This is a genomic window from Veronia nyctiphanis, from assembly GCF_004116385.1.
Lineage (GTDB): Bacteria > Pseudomonadota > Gammaproteobacteria > Enterobacterales > Vibrionaceae > Veronia > Veronia nyctiphanis.
In genome coordinates, this window is sequence record NZ_PEIB01000046.1 from 1 (window position 1) to 16831 (window position 16831).

Genomic DNA, 16831 nt, shown 5'->3' on the forward strand with positions numbered 1-16831 from the left:
GGTCAAAAAGTGACGCCCACCCAAATACATTTAAGCGTCATTGATGACAGTGCCAAAGCGTTTTGGTGCGTGAAGTGGGCTTTTTCCTCGAGGACGGAACATTATTCGCGGTTTATTCCGAACCCGGCAAAGCGCTGGCCTACAAATCTCCCGAGATAGACCTCTTACTGGCCTTTGATGTAGTGCTGGCTGGCGTCCCCGCTGACTCGGTCACCATCATTGACCGAGGCGCAGACTTGAACCTGTTGGTGGCCCCGGAGCTGGCAAAAATGGCAGCGACCCATGTTGACCACCTGCGCCGGTACCTGACATTGAAAGACGACCTTGAACACGATGCCCTGTGGCGAACCACGCTGCAGGCCCAGACCGCGACCGTGCAGATTGATGCATGCGCCGCTACCTGACAGACAAACTAGGATAGGAGGCATTATGTCCCTTGAGAAAGACATAGCGGATCTGGTGAAAGCCACTAACCGGCTGACCGATTCAGTGGATGGAAAAATCCGCCATATCGATGAGAGGGTCGCGCGAGCTGAGAGGGAGTTTCAAAGCTGGCGAACCAGCAGCGGTTTTGTTCATCAACGCGATCACCTCATGGCCATGCCACTTAATTACAACCCCTTCATGCACGACCTCGGTAATGGTCCATTAGAGGGGTGGGGAACACGCGGTAGTGTCACCATTGAAGCGGTTCATCCTTTTACCAAAGGCTTTGAAGGGCCGTATGTCCCAGAAAAGCCTGCTTCCGCTTCGTCCTCCATTCATGATGCCACCAAAGCCAACCCTTACTATTTTGGCCGCTACAACAAAGGGCCTAGGGTCCGCCGAGGTGGTCTTGCTGATGGGTGGGGAGGAACGCCGGGTGGTCATATTTTGCGGATATACAAACCCGCAGGAGAGCGCCACAACTATGCCAATTCCTGCATGTTCCGAATGATTGAAACGTACAAACGCCATAAAAGCCGTTTCCGTTCCTATGTATATGTGAATAAAGGTCCACTTAGCTTTGACTTTGGTCTCACCGACGATGGTGGTCAGATTAACGTCCCTTCCATCCGCACATGGCATTTCATTGACCAGAACGTGGGCCAAAGTGAGGTGTGTGGCAACTACATGAACATCAATATCGACCACGCTGAGGAATGCGAGTTGTTCATTGCCATGATCAACGTACTTCCAATTCTTAGTGAGGGAGACGCTGCGACCATCATTAACCGGAGAAGTAAGTAATGCGTATTAACTATCAGGGCCAGACTATCGCTAACTTCAATGGTGCTATAGCGTTTTTAGATGCACTCAGTATTGTTCAGGAAACACTGGGCCACGAAATCTTACCCGAAGATGTGTCTCTAGAGCCGGAAACCAAGTTTGAGGTCACGACGGCCATTCGCGAGAAAATTGAGGATGAAGCGGGTGATCAAGCTTCTCTCCTCGGTACCACTGCCGATGGCGTCCAATTACTGCTGTTTGGTTTCTGTCAGTTGGTGGTCAAACTCAATGCAGCCAGCACGTTGGCTGAGGTGAGGGAGGCAGCTGGCCCTTTCAATGACCTTGCCTCTTCGTTCCTGACCAAAGTCGAGAGTGGGGAAGTAAAACTGCCGTTTCAGGTGAAAGGCCTCGAGTCGGTGGTCGAGGACATCGAATCACGGGCAACGGCAGTGGCTGAGGTATTGGGGCAAAGCTAGCAAAAAAACCATATTGACCGCATAAATTGGACCGATAAGTAGGCACCGATACCGCATTTGAATACCCTTTCTTTTCTAAAGAAAGGAAATACAAATGACAAATCTACGTCGGTGCCTAAATCTATTTTTTCTCGCCATCATCTTTTCAACTTCTAGCACTGCCTTTTCAAAGTCTGACAAAGATCCGTATACCGAATTCTTCAATGCATATCATACGGAAAAATCCTTAGACGAGCTTTCACAACTCAGCGCAAAGTTTGTCATCAAAAACATTTTTGAAAAAGATGAACCGGCCGGAACATATAGCTATCAATTGCCAACATTGAAGGAGTATTTCCGCACTTATATATACTCGGAGAAGTATAAGTTAAAAAAAATCGAAGCACTGAAAGAAGCCTTCAATGAAGAAGAAATGAAAAATGTACTCGAAGTATATAAATCTGAGGACTGTGAGAGTATCTATGTTTCAGGTATTTCGAGATACTTTGTTCCAAAAAAAGAATTTCGAGAAAATACCACTGATAGAGCTCGAAAGTGTTTTGAAATAGTGTTTCCCGGCTACCCGGAAAATCGGGATTCTGAAAGGACAAAGAAAATATCAAAGCTGAATAAGCACTCAAAAAAACTAGTCCGTTCCCTCGCTGACGAATTCGATGAGGAGTTGCAGCAATGGTTTGTTCGTTCTGCCTACATTAATCAACAACTATCTGTTGAGAGAAAAACAGTCGAAGATACAAAATACAAAGGTTTAATTCGGCCAAAAGGTATTGGGGTTTATGCCACTTTTGACTCTTTGAAATATGAATATACATACCAGTCGAAAGTGGCAGATGATGTCAACTTGCCATGGAATGCAAAAGACAAGTTCATCAATGATATATGCAGTAGTTCTGGGGTAAAAAAAGTCATGGAGAACGGAGCAAAACTCGACTTTGAGTGGTTTGACTTAAATGAAAAATCGATTGCAAGGTTAGTGCTTGTCATTTCTGATTGTGATGATGTCAAACACTCCTCCTAGAGCGCCTTGATTGGTTGTCCAAGTGCAGCATTTCACCTAACCAATAATGCCTGTCCGGTGCATCCTCTGGGATCATTTGCTCCCAACCTGAGGACAACACATGCCCGGACAGTTCCTCCACGGGGTGGAGGTGGTCGAGCTTAACGGCGGACCACGTCCTATCCGCACCGTCAAAAGTGCTGTTATTGGCCTTGTCGGTACTGCACCGAATGCTGATACCGCCATCTTCCCCCTTAATACGCCGGTCCTGATTGCCGGTAAACGCACAGAAGCCGCGCCCCTTGGCATCGCAGGCAGTTTACCCTCTGCTGTCGATGGCATTTTCGATCAGGCAGGGGCCATGGTGGTGGTCATTCGCGTTGAACATGACAAAGACGCTAACCAGCAGCTGGCCAACGTGATTGGCGGCGTTGATGCCGACACTGGCGATTATGAAGCGTACAAGCCTTACTGGCGGCCGAATCTGTCCTTGGTGTTGCGCCTAAAATCCTGATTGCTCCCGGCTTTACCAGTGAGCAGGCCGTGGTCGCTGACATGATGGGTATTGCTGACAGGTTGCGAGCGGTGATCATCGCGGATGGCCCCAGCACCCAAGATGCGGATGCCATTGCCTATCGGCAGAACTTCGGCAGCGGCCGCGTCTACGTGGTCGACCCCAAAGCCAAAGTGTTCGATACCGTCTCGGCCAAAGAATCTGTCGAGCCGATGAGCGCACGAGTAGCCGGACTGATTGCACGATCGGACAATGACCGTGGCTTTTGGTGGTCACCGTCGAACCTTGAAATTTATGGCATTACGGGCACGGAAAGACCTATCGACTTTACCTCGGGGATACCAATGCCCGCGCCAATTACCTCAACGAAAATGACGTGGCTACTGTCATCCGAAAAGATGGCTTTCGCCTTTGGGGTAACCGCACCTGCTCGAGTGACCCCAAGTGGGCGTTCCTGTCGGTCAGGCGCACCGCAGACATGATCAACGAGAGTTTATTGCGGGCCCATATGTGGGCGGTGGACCAGAACATTACGGCCACCTACCTCGAAGACGTGACCGAAGGGGTCAATGCGTATTTGCGCGACCTCAAGGCCCTTGGAGCCATCCTCGGTGGCGAATGTTGGGCTGACCCGGATCTCAATACACCATCGAACATTGCACAGGGTAAAGTCTTCTTCGACTTTGATTTCACGCCCCCTTACCCGGCCGAACACATCACCTTCCGGTCGAGTCTGGTCAATGACTATCTGGAGGAGATCGTCTGATGTTCAAAGATACGCTGAGGGAGATGAACCTCTATGTAAACGGCAAAGGGTATGCCGGGGTCATTGATGAGCTCAACCTGCCCAAACTGAAACTCAAAACCGAGGAATACCGCGGTGGCGGGATGAACGTGCCGATTGATATCGACATGGGCATGGAGAAACTCGAGAGCGACTTTTCGTTGTCCAAATTCGACAAGAATGTCCTCACGAGCTTTGGCCTCAAGGCAGGCCATGCCATTCCCCTTACGGTCAGAGGCGCGGTGATCAACGAAGACGATGGGACCGAGTTTCCCGTCGTGGCGACGCTTAGGGGCATTGTCACCGAAATGGACTTTGGCAGTTGGAAAAGTGGCGATAACACCCCGCTTAAAGTGTCGATGTCCCTGCGGTATTACCGCCTGACCGTCAATGGGGAAGACCTGCACGAAATTGATGTCGCTAACATGGTGCGCAAAATTAATGGCGTCGACCAGCTGGCTGATACCCGCAAACACATAGGACTTTAGGCCATGGAAGTCGTGACCCTGAATTACCCCATTGAGGTAGAAGGCGAGCTGTTGTCGCAGGTGACGCTGAGGCGACCCAAAGCCCGGGACCTCAAACACATGGAAACCGCGAAAGGTGGAGAAATTGCTAAGTCGATGGGACTGATTGCTCATCTGGCGGAGCTTCCCCCGCATGCTATTGAGGAGCTGGACGCCAGTGATTTTCAGGCCATCAGCGAGGTAGTGGCCGGTTTTTTATCGGCCTCTGCCCCGGTGACCACCTCTTCGGCGTCCTCGCCGATTTAGCCACTGTATTCCACTGGCCTCCCTCTGAACTTTGGGAGCTGGAACTGGCCGACCTGAGTCGTTGGCACCGGGAAGCCTGTAAACGGGCAGGAGGTCACCATGGCTGACATGGCCGTGTCCGTGGTGCTCAAGGCGGTCGATAAGATCACCGAGCCACTGCGACGGATTCGAAAAAATACCGAGAAACTCTCCGGGACTTACCACGGTGCGGGCTCTGCGGCTGAAGCCTTTGCCAGACGGCAGGAGTCGCTTCGAAAACGGACCGACGCCGCCAACCGCGTGCTCATCAAACACAAACTGGTCACGGATTCGCTGACAAGGTTAAACAGACAAGTAGCGGGTCTTGCCTCCCACCTTGGCAATGCCAGCAGTGAAGCTGCTTCACTGGGCTTAAAACTGGGCGTGGTGGCAGGCCTTGCGGGGTGGGGCTTTAAAAGTCAGTTTGTCGATACGGCCGCCGAGTTTGAACGCTTCCAGACCATCCTTGAAACGACCGAAGGCAGCAGCGAGAAAGCCCGGCAGGCGATGCAGTGGGTCAGTGACTTTGCCACCAAAACCCCGTATGAACTGGCCGAGGTCAATGAGGCCTTTGTGAAGCTTCGTGCCTACGGCATGGATCCGACCAATGGCCTTCTGATGACCCTCGGCAACACCTCCTCCGCCATGGGTAAAGATTTGATGCAGGCCGTGGAAGCCATTGCTGATGCGGTCACAGGGGAAAATGAACGGCTGAAAGAGTTTGGGATCAAAGCCAGCACGGAAGGCGACACCATCACTTATGCTTTCACCGGTAAGGATGGCCAGCAACAATCCGTGGATGTCGACAAGAACGATCGACGGGCCATTGAAGAGGCACTGTCAGAAATCTTTGACCAGAAATACTCCGGTGCCATGGACCGCTTGTCGAGAACGTGGTCCGGCATGGTCTCCAACCTTTCCGACCAATGGACCCGCTTTACCAATATGGTGATGGAAGCCGGGGTGTTCGACTTTATGAGAGGTAAACTCAGGCACATTCTCGCCACTATCAATGCCATGGCCGACAGCGGGCAGTTGGAAGCCTACGCCAAACGGTTATCAGAATCGCTCATCACCGGGCTCAAAGCCCTCTGGCAATTTGGGACCGCAGCCGTAGCGGTATCGCGGGACATTGCGTGGGCAGCGGGAAGCGTCGCCGAGGCACTGGGCGGATGGCAGCCACTGTTGTTGGCATTGGCCGGATTGATGGCCAGTAAGTTTGTGGTGTCGGTATTGATGACGATGAAAGCCTTGGGTGGGTTTGCGTTTCAGCTTATCCGGCTCGCTAAAAACGGGATCGGTTTTCTTCTGTCCAAGCTCAACCTTCTGATGCGGGCAGGCTCGGTGCTTCGGGTGGTCTTTGCGGCGAGTCCCATTGGCCTCATTATCACCGCGGTCACGGTTGCTGTCGGAGTGGTGATGGCTTTTTGGCAGGAGATAAAAGCCTTCAGCCTTGGTGTGGTCTCCGGGTTTCGTGAGGCAGCAGCCCCAATAAAGACGATGTTTGCGCCGTTGGGCCCGGTGTTTACGGCCATTGGGGAGGCGGTGAGCTGGCTTTCTGACAGTCTCTCTTCATTGTTCACGCCGACTGCCGCCACCACCGAAGCCCTGAACAAAGCCACGTCTGCCGGGCAAACCTTCGGCCGCGTTGTTGCTGAGGGAATAACCGCATTGCTGTCTCCGTTCGGGGCCTTGATTGCGTTTATCCAGACCGGCATCGAGTTGGCGTTGACATGGTCAAGCCAGTTTTCTCAGTGGGTTATAGCACTGCTGCCGATTCGAGAGGCCATCATGGCGCTGTCGTTCGCGTGGCAATGGGTGACGGAAGCGGTCAGCCAATTAGTACCGATGATGACTCCGCTTTTGGCGCTGTTCGATACCGTCGGGCAGCAGGTCGCATGGCCGGGCAATGGTTGAGCGATGCATTCTCCGCTGCCTTGGCACCGCTTCAGTCATTGCAAGAGGCGATCCAGTGGATTGGGGAGAACATCGGGGTGGTGACCGGCATAGGCGATTCGGTCGGTGACGCCATGGATGGGGCATGGCAAGACACCAAAGGGCAGTCACAGCAGCCATTGACTGGGCATTCGGTCCGAGTGATGACAGTGACATCCCGCCGTCAACAATGGCTTCTTTACCGTCAACAACAACAGAATCGCCGTCAATCCCGACGGTTCCAAACGCCCCTCAACACGTTTCGCAGTTCGAGCAGCACAACACCATCACCGTGGTGCAGCAACCGGGCGAAGATGGTGAGAGGCTGGCAAGGCGGATTGTGCAAGAAGAGATGCGGATGAAGGAGCGGGAGACGCAGGCGAGACAGCGTGGTGCCTTGTTCGATTATCAGGAGAACGTAATGCCATGATGCTGATGTTAGGGCGTTACCGTTTCAGTCTGGATACGGCGGCCTATGAGGGGAAATCGCGGGAGACCCGATACCGGTGGGGAGAGCAGGCACGGCTGGTCGAGCAACCTGCCCTCCAGTTTATTGGCCCCGGCGAGGATAAACTCGACCTTGATGGCGTGATTTACCCGCATTATCGCGGAGGCCTTGGCCAGTTGGAGAGCTTGAGGCGTGAGGCCGGACGCGGTGAGCCGCTGCTGTTGGTCGAAGGCACCGGCAAAGTGCTCGGCCGTTGGGTGATTGATGTGGTGAGGGAAAACCAGCACACCTTTGCCAAAGACGGTACGCCTTCAGCCATTCGATTCTCGCTGACCTTGCGAAAACATCAGGCAGGGCGTAACGCCCGGGTCAATGACTGGTACCCGTTCAGGGAGACAGGGCAATGAAGATTGTCACTCAAGACGGGGATGTCCTCGATGCACTGGTGTGGCGACATTATGGCCTGCTGTCTGGCGCAGTGGAGTCCGTTCTTGCTGCTAATCCCCACTTGTCACAACATGGCCCTGTTTTACCCGCGGGTCTGAATATCGAATTACCGATGGTGACACCGCCCGCTTCACAGGGGCTCAAGCTGTGGGATTGACGCCGCGTTGCCAGATAGTGGCCGATGGCAGTGACATCACTGCTTTGATTGCCAAGCGGCTTCTCCGACTCACGGTGACAGACCATGCAGGTATTCAATCAGACAGCGTGGAAATAAGGCTGGATGATGAAGAGCACGCGCTTGCACTGCCCCGAACAGGGGCAAGACTCACCGTGTCGATGGGGTATCAGGAAACGGGCCTCTCTTTGATGGGCGAATACGTGGTGGATGAGATAACACTGAGCGGGCCACCGAACACGCTAACCCTCAGAGGGAAAGCCGCCGACATGCACAAGGCGCTTAAAGTCCCCAAAACACGGACATGGCAACAAGCCGGTAAGCCCGTCCGGCGTATTCTGCTGGACCATATTCTCACCACCATTGCCGATGAACATCAACTGACGGCCAAGCTCGGGAAGGACTTAACGGCGATTGATTATGAGGTGGTGCACCAAAGCAATGAGAGTGACCTGCAGCTGCTGACCCGCTTGGGCCGAAAACTGGGGGCGATTGCCAAGCCTGTCGGAGAGCATTTATTGTTAGTTAAACGCGGGGAGTCGAAAACGGCCAGCGGTCGGCGATTACCAGCCATCACGTTAAGCAAACCTGACCTAACAAATTGGGAAGTCAGCCTGACCGAGCGAGATGGCTATCAATCCGTGGTGGCACGATACCGAGATGTGGCTGAGGCAAAGGAACACACGGTGACGGCAGGTGAGGGAGAGCCCGTTTATACCTTGCGGACCTTGTACAAAGATGAGGCTGATGCCAAACAGGCTGCTGAGGCGCAACGAAGACAGTTCGCCACGGGCAAAGCAAGGCTCGATATTGAACTGCCGGGCAGGGCAGATATTCTAGCTGAGACGCCACTGGTCTTATCGGGCATTCGTGAAGGCGTGAATGGGGAATGGATTGTAGAAACAGCGACACATATGTTGTCAGAAGAGGGTTATGTCCTCAGGATATCTGGAAAACGGAAAATCAATGAGTTAGCGGTGATGAAATGACGTGGATCGACGGAAAGTCCCTCCAAAACGATCTGTAACTCCATGATTATACAGAGCCTACAACGTCATTCGTTTTCATCGGAATTTTCCGCCATTTGAAGAAAAAAGCGAGGAAATACCTCGCCTTATATTACTCAGGACAGATTTTAGCGAAGTGCTTTTCCATGATTTCCGGCGACAGCTCGCCGCGTGCTTCAAGCTCTTTCAGCTCTTGTGCAATCTTCTTTTGCTCTTCCAGAGAGGGAAGGGGAACCTCTGGCTTTTTCTCCTCTAACCCTGAAAGGAGTGTATCCAAGTCTTTTAAATCACTCATGGCATGCTCGATTGTTATTTCAATGTGCATTGATTTTACGAGAGGCGATGCGCTGTAAGCAATAGCGGGTCTCTAGCATGCTTAAAGATAGACCTCTTATCGGCTTTTCATTGACCGTTACTCTTTGATAATTAAGTCAATATATTGAAATTGCTTGTTTTTCTCTAAATTTCAATCAAAAACTTGTGTTTTTTCCAATTATGTAACACTGTAACAAATAGATGTATGTTTGAGAGACATACTGGAGATCCATAAAGGGCGGAAACAAAGGATGTGTAATATGGCTGATTTTTTAGAAGTTTATCGCTCCGAAGCCTTCGTTGCGGATGGCCAGGGAGGTAATACCGCTGGTGTCGTACTCAATGCAGAGCACCTGACTGATGATGACATGCAGTCGGTGGCGTCTGAACTTGGATATTCTGAGACTGCTTTTGTTTGCCGTCAAAAAAAGCGGACTATCAGGTGAGATTTTTTACGCCGACAGAAGAAGTGAACTTTTGCGGTCACGCGACCGTTGCTACGTTTTCAACCTTATTTAAGCTCGGTAAAGAGCCTGCTGGCTTGCTAAAACAGCAAACGAAAGCAGGTGTACTGGGTGTTGAGATTATCGATGACGGGCGTGTGGTGATGGAGCAAACCAAGCCTGTGTTTGGCTTGAGCTTCCAGCCTGAAGATGTTGTCGGCTTGTTTGGCCTGACGACCAAAGATATCTTGGCGACGGGAATGCCAATTATCGATGTGTCTACAGGGCTGAGTGACATTATTGTACCGCTGGCTGATGAAAGTGTTCTTGAGCGCTTAAAGCCAGACTTTAAGGCGATTAAAGCCTTCAACAAGAAGTCTAAGACGTGTGCCTTCCATCTTTTTGCGTTAACACCACACGAATCAGATATTTCAGCTCGCTGCCGCAACTTCGCACCTTTACTCGGTATTAATGAAGAGTCGGCAACAGGAAGCGCTGCAGGAGCGCTGGCTGCCTATCTTTACCGTTACCAAGGTACCCGCAACCGTTATGTGTTCGAGCAGGGTGAAGCGCTGGGTAAACGCTCGATTTTGTCAGCCAACGTCGATGCTGACGGTGATGAAATAAACCGTGTTTATGTTGGTGGTGCTAGCGACAAGCCGCAGCGTGTTCCGTATCGTTTAACGCGTTTGGTGAGCTAGCCTGTTGTAACTTAAAGCGTTGCAATTTACAGATAAAAGCCCGCCATTGCGGGCTTTTTTGTTTCCTGCTGCGAGTGAAGCGGCGTGATGAAAAAAATAAAAAAGGGCAGCGTTACGCTGCCCAAAAACATCACTGAGTGATGATATTTATAGAGAAACAGTTAGCTACATGGACCTAGCAGTTTCCAAGGACCCCACTGGCCACCCGGAGCTGTATTGGTGTTATACCATTTCGCTTCATAAGTACTGCCTTCGTAGGTCACCAAGTCGCCGGCCACATACACTTTCGTTGGATCCCATGGTGCAGGGCACACAGGCGTATCGCTCTCCTTAAACGATACACTTACTGAGTGTGCGCCGCTGAGTGCTGAGAAGGTATATGAGCTTGCTGGTTGCTGAGCTTGTCCATCGACAATGATTGACTCAACCGCATAACCCTCGTCTGCGTTAAAGGTAATCGTGAAGTCTGTGCCTCCTTTCCCTTTGATCACGCCGTTTGCGTCAGGTGCAGGTGACACAGATCCGCCCACGCCGTTAACAGTGACTGAGATGTCAAAGAAGACAGGAATATCGATGGTCGCTTCTGAATAGTCACCCGTAAAGCCTTGGAAGTTCTTACCAGACAGCGTCGTCACATCGGTATTTTTCAGAACGATCTTTTTCTTATCGCCACGAGAGAAAGGTTCAAGCAGAGAGATAACCGCATCTGCGCCTTCTTGAGTGACTTTCACGCTTTCAAAAGGTGTCGGATTATTAGCAATAGACAGGACGGTTTTGTCAACATCGAACGTGCTGACAACCAGCTCCATATTCCATCCCCAGTTTTTATGGTTGAGGGGCACGATGTAGCCAAGACGGTCGAAGCTACCTGTCACGTTAACGAACATATCTGGGTTTAAGTCTGCAAGTGTCAGACCTACCAGTCGTAGTACGCATAAATGCCGCCATCTTTAGACTGTGGACCGATGATCAGTGAGTTTTCAGTTTGGTAAGCTTTAAGGTGTTTAAAGCCGATACCCGCTGTTCCCTCAATCTTGTCAACTTTAGGGTTGAAGCCGTTAACGACAGCGGTGCCACGCCATGCGAGCGGTAGATGCTTGATTTAACGATCACTGCTGATGGGTCAGCTTGAACTGCCGAAGCCTGAACGCCATTCAGAACAACGCGTTGCCCGGCAAATTGCAGCTCTGCACCTGCACCAGTATCGCCAACAACAAGGCCAGCCAGTGGATCGGTCGCCTCCCAGCCGCTGAGTACGATCAGATCATCACCGACGGTAAAGTCGACAACGGTTGTGACCGATCCTTGTTGCTCGTTGAGTTTCAGCGTGTCGCTGCCACCGCCAGTAATGACAGTATCGTTACCCCAACCTGCGGTCAGTACTTCTGGGTATTGTGACCCGTGTGTTGTGCTGTCTCCGGGTACATCAAAGATGGTGTCGAAGCCACCAAACTTGTAGACATACTTTGTGATACAAGTACCAAGCTCGTCACAGGTGATCTTGTCTTTGGTTAACAGCGCGCCCGTGCCCCATGCACCGCGAAGGTGAGATGCAGCTAAAAGACCTGACATGGTTGCTTTGACTTCAATAGGTTGGCCATTGTCATCTGTACCCGGCCAGCTCTTATTCAGTGCTTGTTCCCACGTCATGTTGGCGTCAGAGAGAAGCTTGGTCAGCACTTTGTAGTTAAAGTGCATCGCGTCACGCATTACCAACTCTTGCTTCTCAGGTTTTCTCAGGTCAGCGAGAGAGTTAACGCCATTTTTACCGACGAAAGTACCCTGCCAGCGGTTGTTATCTGTTACGTAGACTTTGTTACCACCAGAGCCTTCAATTTCTGCAAGTGCTTCAGTTTTACAGCCTATCCATGTGGAATCTGGGACAAACATGTAAAAGCTGTCGTACTCGACGCCATCAACAACTGCTGTGGTTGGGCTGTAGTAGCCTGAGTCAATCAGCAGTGCTTCACCCAATTGATAACCAATAAAGCCCCATGCATTCATCGAGTTATATTGCATCTCTTTGAACATGGCAGGGTCATTTGGCGAGTTTTGATTGTAGATGCCATCAATACCCAGCTTCTTAAAGAAATCACTGATGGTTGTTGGCTCAGAGATCATCTCACCGGTTGAGCAATCACGAACCAGTCTGCCCGGCTCAGTAACTTGCGCGTAGGTGTAAACTGGGTTGTTAAGATTTTCGAGATAAAACTCAGCTTTTGCTGGGTTAATGCCTGATTCAAAGTCTCTCAGTGAATCAAGAAAATTTTGAACACCAGATGCGTGAGCAGGTGCTGCGCACGTTAATGCAATGCTGAATCCCAGCAATGTTTTTCTTGTGTTAAACATATTTTCCTCTTGTTTGTAGGGTAGAGGTTTAGTGTGTGCTTGGCTGAAAAAAGACAGCAAAGCTCCGTCCCGCTGCCAGTGAGGCAGCAGGAGTAATTCTTCTTGTATTTTTTTAGTTCTGTTTAGCTAACGTTGATGACGGCTTTTCCTTCACTGGGCTCACCGTCGCCGAGCAAAATATTTGCCGCAGCGACAGCACTTTCTGGCCGTGGGGAATGCGCGCACAGGTAATGCGAGACCTTGTCGTAAGTTAATAAGTCATAAGGCTTCTGAGGCCCACGACAATGACGTTGTCAAAGTCTGAACTGAGCATTTGAACGGTCAGTTTTGCTTCTACTTGATCGAAGTCTTCGCCGGGTAGCGGGTGGTTTTCAGTGACCACGACGATGTAGCCATCTTGGCATGAAGACAAATCGCGAATGGTGACATCACGGCAGTCTGAATGCTTACTTTTCAGCGCTTGCTGGAACACATTAAATGCAGGTATTGCCTGATTCGGCCCAATGCCGCGGGGGTTCATGAGATTGTGATAGCTCGAATCAGGCGTGGCGTTGAGCAGATAAATCGGCTTATCTGAAATGTCTTTTACGCCACCGCGAACCCAAGTGACGGCGTCGTTTGCTGCGGTTTGGGCCACGCGCAGATTCGCGCCTAAATCAAAGTCAGCAAACAGGGGTTGAGGCAGGAGCTTGTCTACTTTGAATTCAACCACACGACGAACTGCGTCATCGATAATCGCCTCATCCAGCTCTCCGCTTTCAACTGCATCAATAAGGCCGTGTATCATTGCGAGTTGCTTATCAAGGTATGCGTCTGAGTGATCATAGTGCTCTTCAGACAGCATGATCATTGTGATACCCGCCTTCATGGCTTTGACGGCCGCATCCACAGGCGCATAGTGATTTTGAATTGCGCCCATGTTCATGCTGTCAGAGATGATGATGCCTTCGAAGCCCATATCTTTTCTTAATACGTCTTCAAGAATGGTGCTGGAAAGGGTGGCCGGATTTTTCTCGTCCAGTTGTGGATAGAGAATATGGCTGGTCATGATGAGATCTACACCCGCATCAATGGCCGCCTGGAAGGGTGCGAGATCATTTGATTTCAGCTCGTCATAACTTTTGTCGACACGCGGTATGTCTCGGTGAGTATCGCCATGTGTATCACCATGACCTGGGAAGTGCTTAGCACAAGAGACAATTTGGCCATCACTCAATCCGACAACTGCGGCGGCAGAATGTGCGCCAACTTTGCTCGGCTGATCGCCGAAAGAGCGCGTATCGATGATTGGAGAATTCGGGTTCAAGTTAACGTCACAGCAAGGGCCCAAAATGCAGTTGAAACCCGCCGAGCGCATTTCTTCACCAAACACTTTGTACATGCTTTTGGTGCCAGCAACATCATCAGATACTCCTAATGCGAGATTGCCCGGTCCGGTTGTGGATTCGCCGACCAGCACGCCCCAAGCACCTTCCTGATCAACACCGAGTAAAAGAGGCAAGCGGTTGTTTGCATCGAGCATGGATTGCAGGTCTTTGTTGAGGTTTCTTGCTTCCTCAAAGGTGTCTGCATTGTCCTGACTCAAGTAACAGCCACCGAGGTTGTATTCGGCGATCATGGTTTCAGCGGTCTGGGCGGATTTACCCGGAAACGCCAGAATGAAAAGTTGGCCAACTTTCTCTTTCAGGCTCCAGCTTGCAACCTGTTTTGCTATGTCATTATTATTTTTCATGGTTTCTCCAAAGTTCCTTTTGGGCTTACTTTTTACGTAATTGCTTGATTTGTCCCATGGTGAATGTCACCGCAACAATGATGATGATGCCGCGCAAAATCAGTTGCTGGTCAACATTAAGCCCCATCAGGACCAAACCGTTATTCACCATGCCCATGATCAGTGCGCCGATGACGGAGCCGACCACGGTGCCTTTTCCTCCGAAGAGGCTGGTGCCACCGATAATGACAGCGGCAATCACCAGCATCAGGTCGCTCTCTCCCAGTGTGTAACGTGCGCTGTAAAGGCGACCTGAGTAGAGGATGCCTGCCAGTGCGGCAAGAAAGCCGTTGATCATGAGTACATATAATTTGACGCGGTTAACATTGATGCCAGAGTACATCGCAGACACTTTATTGCCACCTGTCGCCAGCACATGCTTGCCGAATGTAGTGTTTCGGAGCACGAATGCGCCAATGACGGTGACTACCAGCGTCCAGATGAATAACACAGAAAAGGGGCCGATATCACCAGAGCCGAAAATAAAGGCGTAGGTGTCATTATCGACAGGGATCGATTGAAGCGATGTCGTCCAGCGGGCGATGCCCGTGATAATACCTGTGGTACCTAAGGTGACTAAGAAAGAGGGGATACCTATCTGGGTGACAAATACACCATTGATAAAACCAATCATGGTACCGACAGTCAGAGCCGCTGTAACAGCCAGTAAAATACTGTCGGTTTCTTGTAACGTCAGCGCGGAAACGATAGCGGCTAGCGCAACGGTAGCACCAAACGATAAGTCAATTTCTGCAGCACTCAACACGAAGGTCATGCCCACAGCCATGATCGCAATGGTTGCGGTTTGGCGGGCAATGTTCATCAAATTAACAGAAGACAAGAAGCCTTTGTCATGCAGCATCAAAGAGAAAAAGGCGAAAATACCGATAAATACAAAGTAGATAATATAATCACGCCACTGAATGTGTTTCAGTTGTTTGGGTAGAGACAGAACCTTTTCAGTCATGGGAACTCCCTATTCTTATTGAACCGCTGCCAGCAGGGCATCTTCAGACATTCGATTACCTGCCAGTCGCTGTGCAATTCGTCCTTTTTTAACGACATAAATAACGTCACAGAAATTACCGATTTCTGCGTATTCACTGGAAACAAACACGACGCCATGACCTTGCGCGACATATTGGTCCACGATTTTCATGATTTCGTATTTCGCGTTGATATCGATGCCAAACGTCGGGTCATCAAGAAGTAACACGTTGGCATTGGTAGACATGCACTTACCAATCACCACTTTTTGTTGATTGCCTCCTGACAAGAAGCGTACAGCTTGTTTGGCACTTTCAGCCTTGACTCCCAGCTTTTTCATCGTGTTTTCAACAATGGTTTGCCCTGAGCCTTTGTTGATCACCGATGATTTGGCGATCCTGTCGAACGAGGCCATCAAGATGTTGTCTGAGACCGAAAAATCTAAAACGAGTCCCTGAGTTCTGCGCTCTTCCGGCACCATGTTGATACCATTTTGAATGGCATCTTTTGGCGACGAAATTTGCACAGGTTTTCCGTTTATCAATATCTCTCCTGAACTGGGTGGCGTGATGCCATAAATCGCTTCAAGGATTTCAGTACGACCACTGCCCAGCAAACCAGCCAGCCCTACAACTTGTCCGGGCATAACAGTAAGTGAAATGTCATTAAGGTGGTTATTACTGACTTCTTTTAATTCGAGCAAGGGCACTTTATTTTCAACAACTTGTCGTGTGGACAGCCAGTTGAAGTAGGTGTCTGATTTATCACCAAGCATGGCCTCAACCAGCATAGGAATAGATGTTTCCCTCGTGGTCGTCTTAAGTACTGTGTGGCCATCACGCAATACCGTCACGGAATCGCAGATTTGCATGACGTCAGCCAGATAGTGGGTGATGTAGATAATGGTGATACCGCGTTGCTTGAGCGTTTCTATAACCTTGAACAGCTCTTGCGTTTCTTTTGACGAAAGCGAAGCTGTCGGTTCATCTAACACAATGATTTGCGCATCAACAGCTAAGGCTTTCGCTATTTCGATCAGTTGCTGTTCGCCAAGGCTCAATGTCTCAACGAGATCGCTGGCCTGAATATTGACGCCGAGTAACTCCAGTATCGGCGTTGTCATTTTTTCTCTTGTCCGGTTTGAGAAAAGTGACATATTCATGTCTGGATGATTGAGATATATGTTGTCGGCAACGCTAAGGCTAGGCACCAGACTCAGGTCTTGATAGACCATGGCGATGCCTTTTCGCTGCGCACTTTTGGGTGTTGTGAATTCAACCTCTTCGCCGAACATAGAGACATTGCCACTGTCACGCGAGTGAAACCCATTCAGCACTTTCACCAAGGTCGACTTACCCGCTCCGTTTTGTCCCAGGAGCGCGTGAACTTCGCCTTTTTTCAACGTGAAGTTGACGCCTTTCAGTACTTGAGTGCCATCAAAGCTTTTTTTGATGTCTGACGCTTCAATTGCGATATCCAAAA

Annotated in this window: 20 protein-coding genes and 2 pseudogenes; 16 read left to right on the forward strand and 6 right to left on the reverse strand. The window is 50.4% G+C overall.

Going from position 1 to position 16831, the window contains the following annotated elements; all coding sequences use genetic code 11:
* Positions 1–65 precede the first annotated feature (65 nt).
* The 15 genes from CS022_RS22600 to CS022_RS22660 all read left to right on the forward strand — a co-directional run bounded on the left by CS022_RS22600 (position 66) and on the right by CS022_RS22660 (position 8765).
* Complete coding sequence (locus CS022_RS22600; RefSeq protein WP_129124158.1) at positions 66–404, forward strand: hypothetical protein; 339 nt, start codon at positions 66–68, stop codon at positions 402–404.
* A 25-nt stretch (positions 405–429) separates the two neighbouring features.
* Positions 430–1230 (forward strand): hypothetical protein, encoded by an 801-nt coding sequence (locus tag CS022_RS22605; protein ID WP_129124159.1) that lies wholly within the window; start codon positions 430–432, stop codon positions 1228–1230.
* A complete protein-coding gene (locus CS022_RS22610) occupies positions 1230–1685 on the forward strand; it encodes a hypothetical protein (protein ID WP_129124160.1) in 456 nt (151 codons plus the stop codon). The genes CS022_RS22605 and CS022_RS22610 overlap by 1 nt, the downstream gene beginning before the upstream one ends.
* A 94-nt stretch (positions 1686–1779) precedes the next feature.
* A complete protein-coding gene (locus CS022_RS22615; RefSeq protein WP_129124161.1) occupies positions 1780–2703 on the forward strand; it encodes a hypothetical protein in 924 nt (307 codons plus the stop codon).
* A gap of 100 nt (positions 2704–2803) precedes the next feature.
* Positions 2804–3196 carry a phage tail sheath protein gene (locus CS022_RS26910; protein ID WP_235869858.1) on the forward strand — a complete coding sequence of 131 codons (393 nt, stop codon included), beginning with the start codon at positions 2804–2806 and terminating at the stop codon, positions 3194–3196.
* On the forward strand, positions 3196–3678 hold the full coding sequence (locus CS022_RS26915) for a phage tail sheath subtilisin-like domain-containing protein (RefSeq protein WP_235869865.1): 483 nt from the start codon (positions 3196–3198) through the stop codon (positions 3676–3678). Before CS022_RS26910 ends, CS022_RS26915 begins: the two co-directional genes overlap by 1 nt.
* Positions 3675–3962: a phage tail sheath C-terminal domain-containing protein gene (locus CS022_RS26920; RefSeq protein WP_235869859.1), complete on the forward strand. Its 288-nt coding sequence runs from the start codon at positions 3675–3677 to the stop codon at positions 3960–3962. Before CS022_RS26915 ends, CS022_RS26920 begins: the two co-directional genes overlap by 4 nt.
* Positions 3962–4468: a phage major tail tube protein gene (locus CS022_RS22625; protein ID WP_129124162.1), complete on the forward strand. Its 507-nt coding sequence runs from the start codon at positions 3962–3964 to the stop codon at positions 4466–4468. The genes CS022_RS26920 and CS022_RS22625 overlap by 1 nt, the downstream gene beginning before the upstream one ends.
* A gap of 3 nt (positions 4469–4471) precedes the next feature.
* Positions 4472–4753 (forward strand): phage tail assembly protein, encoded by a 282-nt coding sequence (locus tag CS022_RS22630; RefSeq protein WP_129124163.1) that lies wholly within the window; start codon positions 4472–4474, stop codon positions 4751–4753.
* The gene (locus tag CS022_RS22635; protein ID WP_129124184.1) at positions 4705–4860 is read left to right on the forward strand and encodes a GpE family phage tail protein; all 156 of its coding nucleotides are present in this window, start codon (positions 4705–4707) and stop codon (positions 4858–4860) included. The genes CS022_RS22630 and CS022_RS22635 overlap by 49 nt, the downstream gene beginning before the upstream one ends.
* Positions 4853–6688 (forward strand): tape measure protein, encoded by a 1836-nt coding sequence (locus tag CS022_RS22640; protein WP_129124164.1) that lies wholly within the window; start codon positions 4853–4855, stop codon positions 6686–6688. The genes CS022_RS22635 and CS022_RS22640 overlap by 8 nt, the downstream gene beginning before the upstream one ends.
* Before the next feature lie 124 nt (positions 6689–6812).
* Positions 6813–7136 carry a hypothetical protein gene (locus CS022_RS22645; RefSeq protein WP_129124165.1) on the forward strand — a complete coding sequence of 108 codons (324 nt, stop codon included), beginning with the start codon at positions 6813–6815 and terminating at the stop codon, positions 7134–7136.
* Positions 7133–7561, forward strand: coding sequence for a phage tail protein (locus CS022_RS22650; protein WP_129124166.1), 429 nt, complete (start codon positions 7133–7135; stop codon positions 7559–7561). Before CS022_RS22645 ends, CS022_RS22650 begins: the two co-directional genes overlap by 4 nt.
* The gene (locus tag CS022_RS22655; protein ID WP_129124167.1) at positions 7558–7758 is read left to right on the forward strand and encodes a tail protein X; all 201 of its coding nucleotides are present in this window, start codon (positions 7558–7560) and stop codon (positions 7756–7758) included. The genes CS022_RS22650 and CS022_RS22655 overlap by 4 nt, the downstream gene beginning before the upstream one ends.
* Positions 7749–8765 (forward strand): phage late control D family protein, encoded by a 1017-nt coding sequence (locus CS022_RS22660; RefSeq protein WP_129124168.1) that lies wholly within the window; start codon positions 7749–7751, stop codon positions 8763–8765. Before CS022_RS22655 ends, CS022_RS22660 begins: the two co-directional genes overlap by 10 nt.
* Positions 8766–8895: 130 nt before the next feature.
* Here CS022_RS22660 and CS022_RS22665 read toward each other — a convergent pair whose 3' ends face one another.
* Positions 8896–9078: an ATPase gene (locus CS022_RS22665; RefSeq protein ID WP_129124169.1), complete on the reverse strand. Its 183-nt coding sequence runs from the start codon at positions 9076–9078 to the stop codon at positions 8896–8898.
* 280 nt (positions 9079–9358) lie between these two features.
* Between CS022_RS22665 and CS022_RS22670 the strand changes: the two are divergent.
* Positions 9359–10242: pseudogene (locus CS022_RS22670) on the forward strand (PhzF family phenazine biosynthesis protein).
* Positions 10243–10403: 161 nt separating this feature from the next.
* Here CS022_RS22670 and CS022_RS26925 read toward each other — a convergent pair.
* The 5 genes and pseudogenes from CS022_RS26925 to CS022_RS22690 form a co-directional block, all read right to left on the reverse strand.
* On the reverse strand, positions 10404–11129 hold the full coding sequence (locus CS022_RS26925) for a carbohydrate-binding protein (protein WP_235869860.1): 726 nt from the start codon (positions 11127–11129) through the stop codon (positions 10404–10406).
* An 82-nt stretch (positions 11130–11211) separates the two neighbouring features.
* A complete protein-coding gene (locus tag CS022_RS26930; RefSeq protein WP_235869861.1) occupies positions 11212–12591 on the reverse strand; it encodes a hypothetical protein in 1380 nt (459 codons plus the stop codon).
* 122 nt (positions 12592–12713) lie between these two features.
* Positions 12714–14323 (reverse strand): annotated as a pseudogene (locus CS022_RS22680) (glycoside hydrolase family 3 protein).
* Between the two features lie 25 nt (positions 14324–14348).
* Positions 14349–15329: an ABC transporter permease gene (locus CS022_RS22685; RefSeq protein ID WP_129124170.1), complete on the reverse strand. Its 981-nt coding sequence runs from the start codon at positions 15327–15329 to the stop codon at positions 14349–14351.
* Between the two features lie 15 nt (positions 15330–15344).
* Entirely contained in the window at positions 15345–16829 is a 1485-nt protein-coding gene (locus tag CS022_RS22690) for a sugar ABC transporter ATP-binding protein (RefSeq protein ID WP_129124171.1), read from the reverse strand.
* Between the last annotated feature and the right edge of the window lie 2 nt (positions 16830–16831).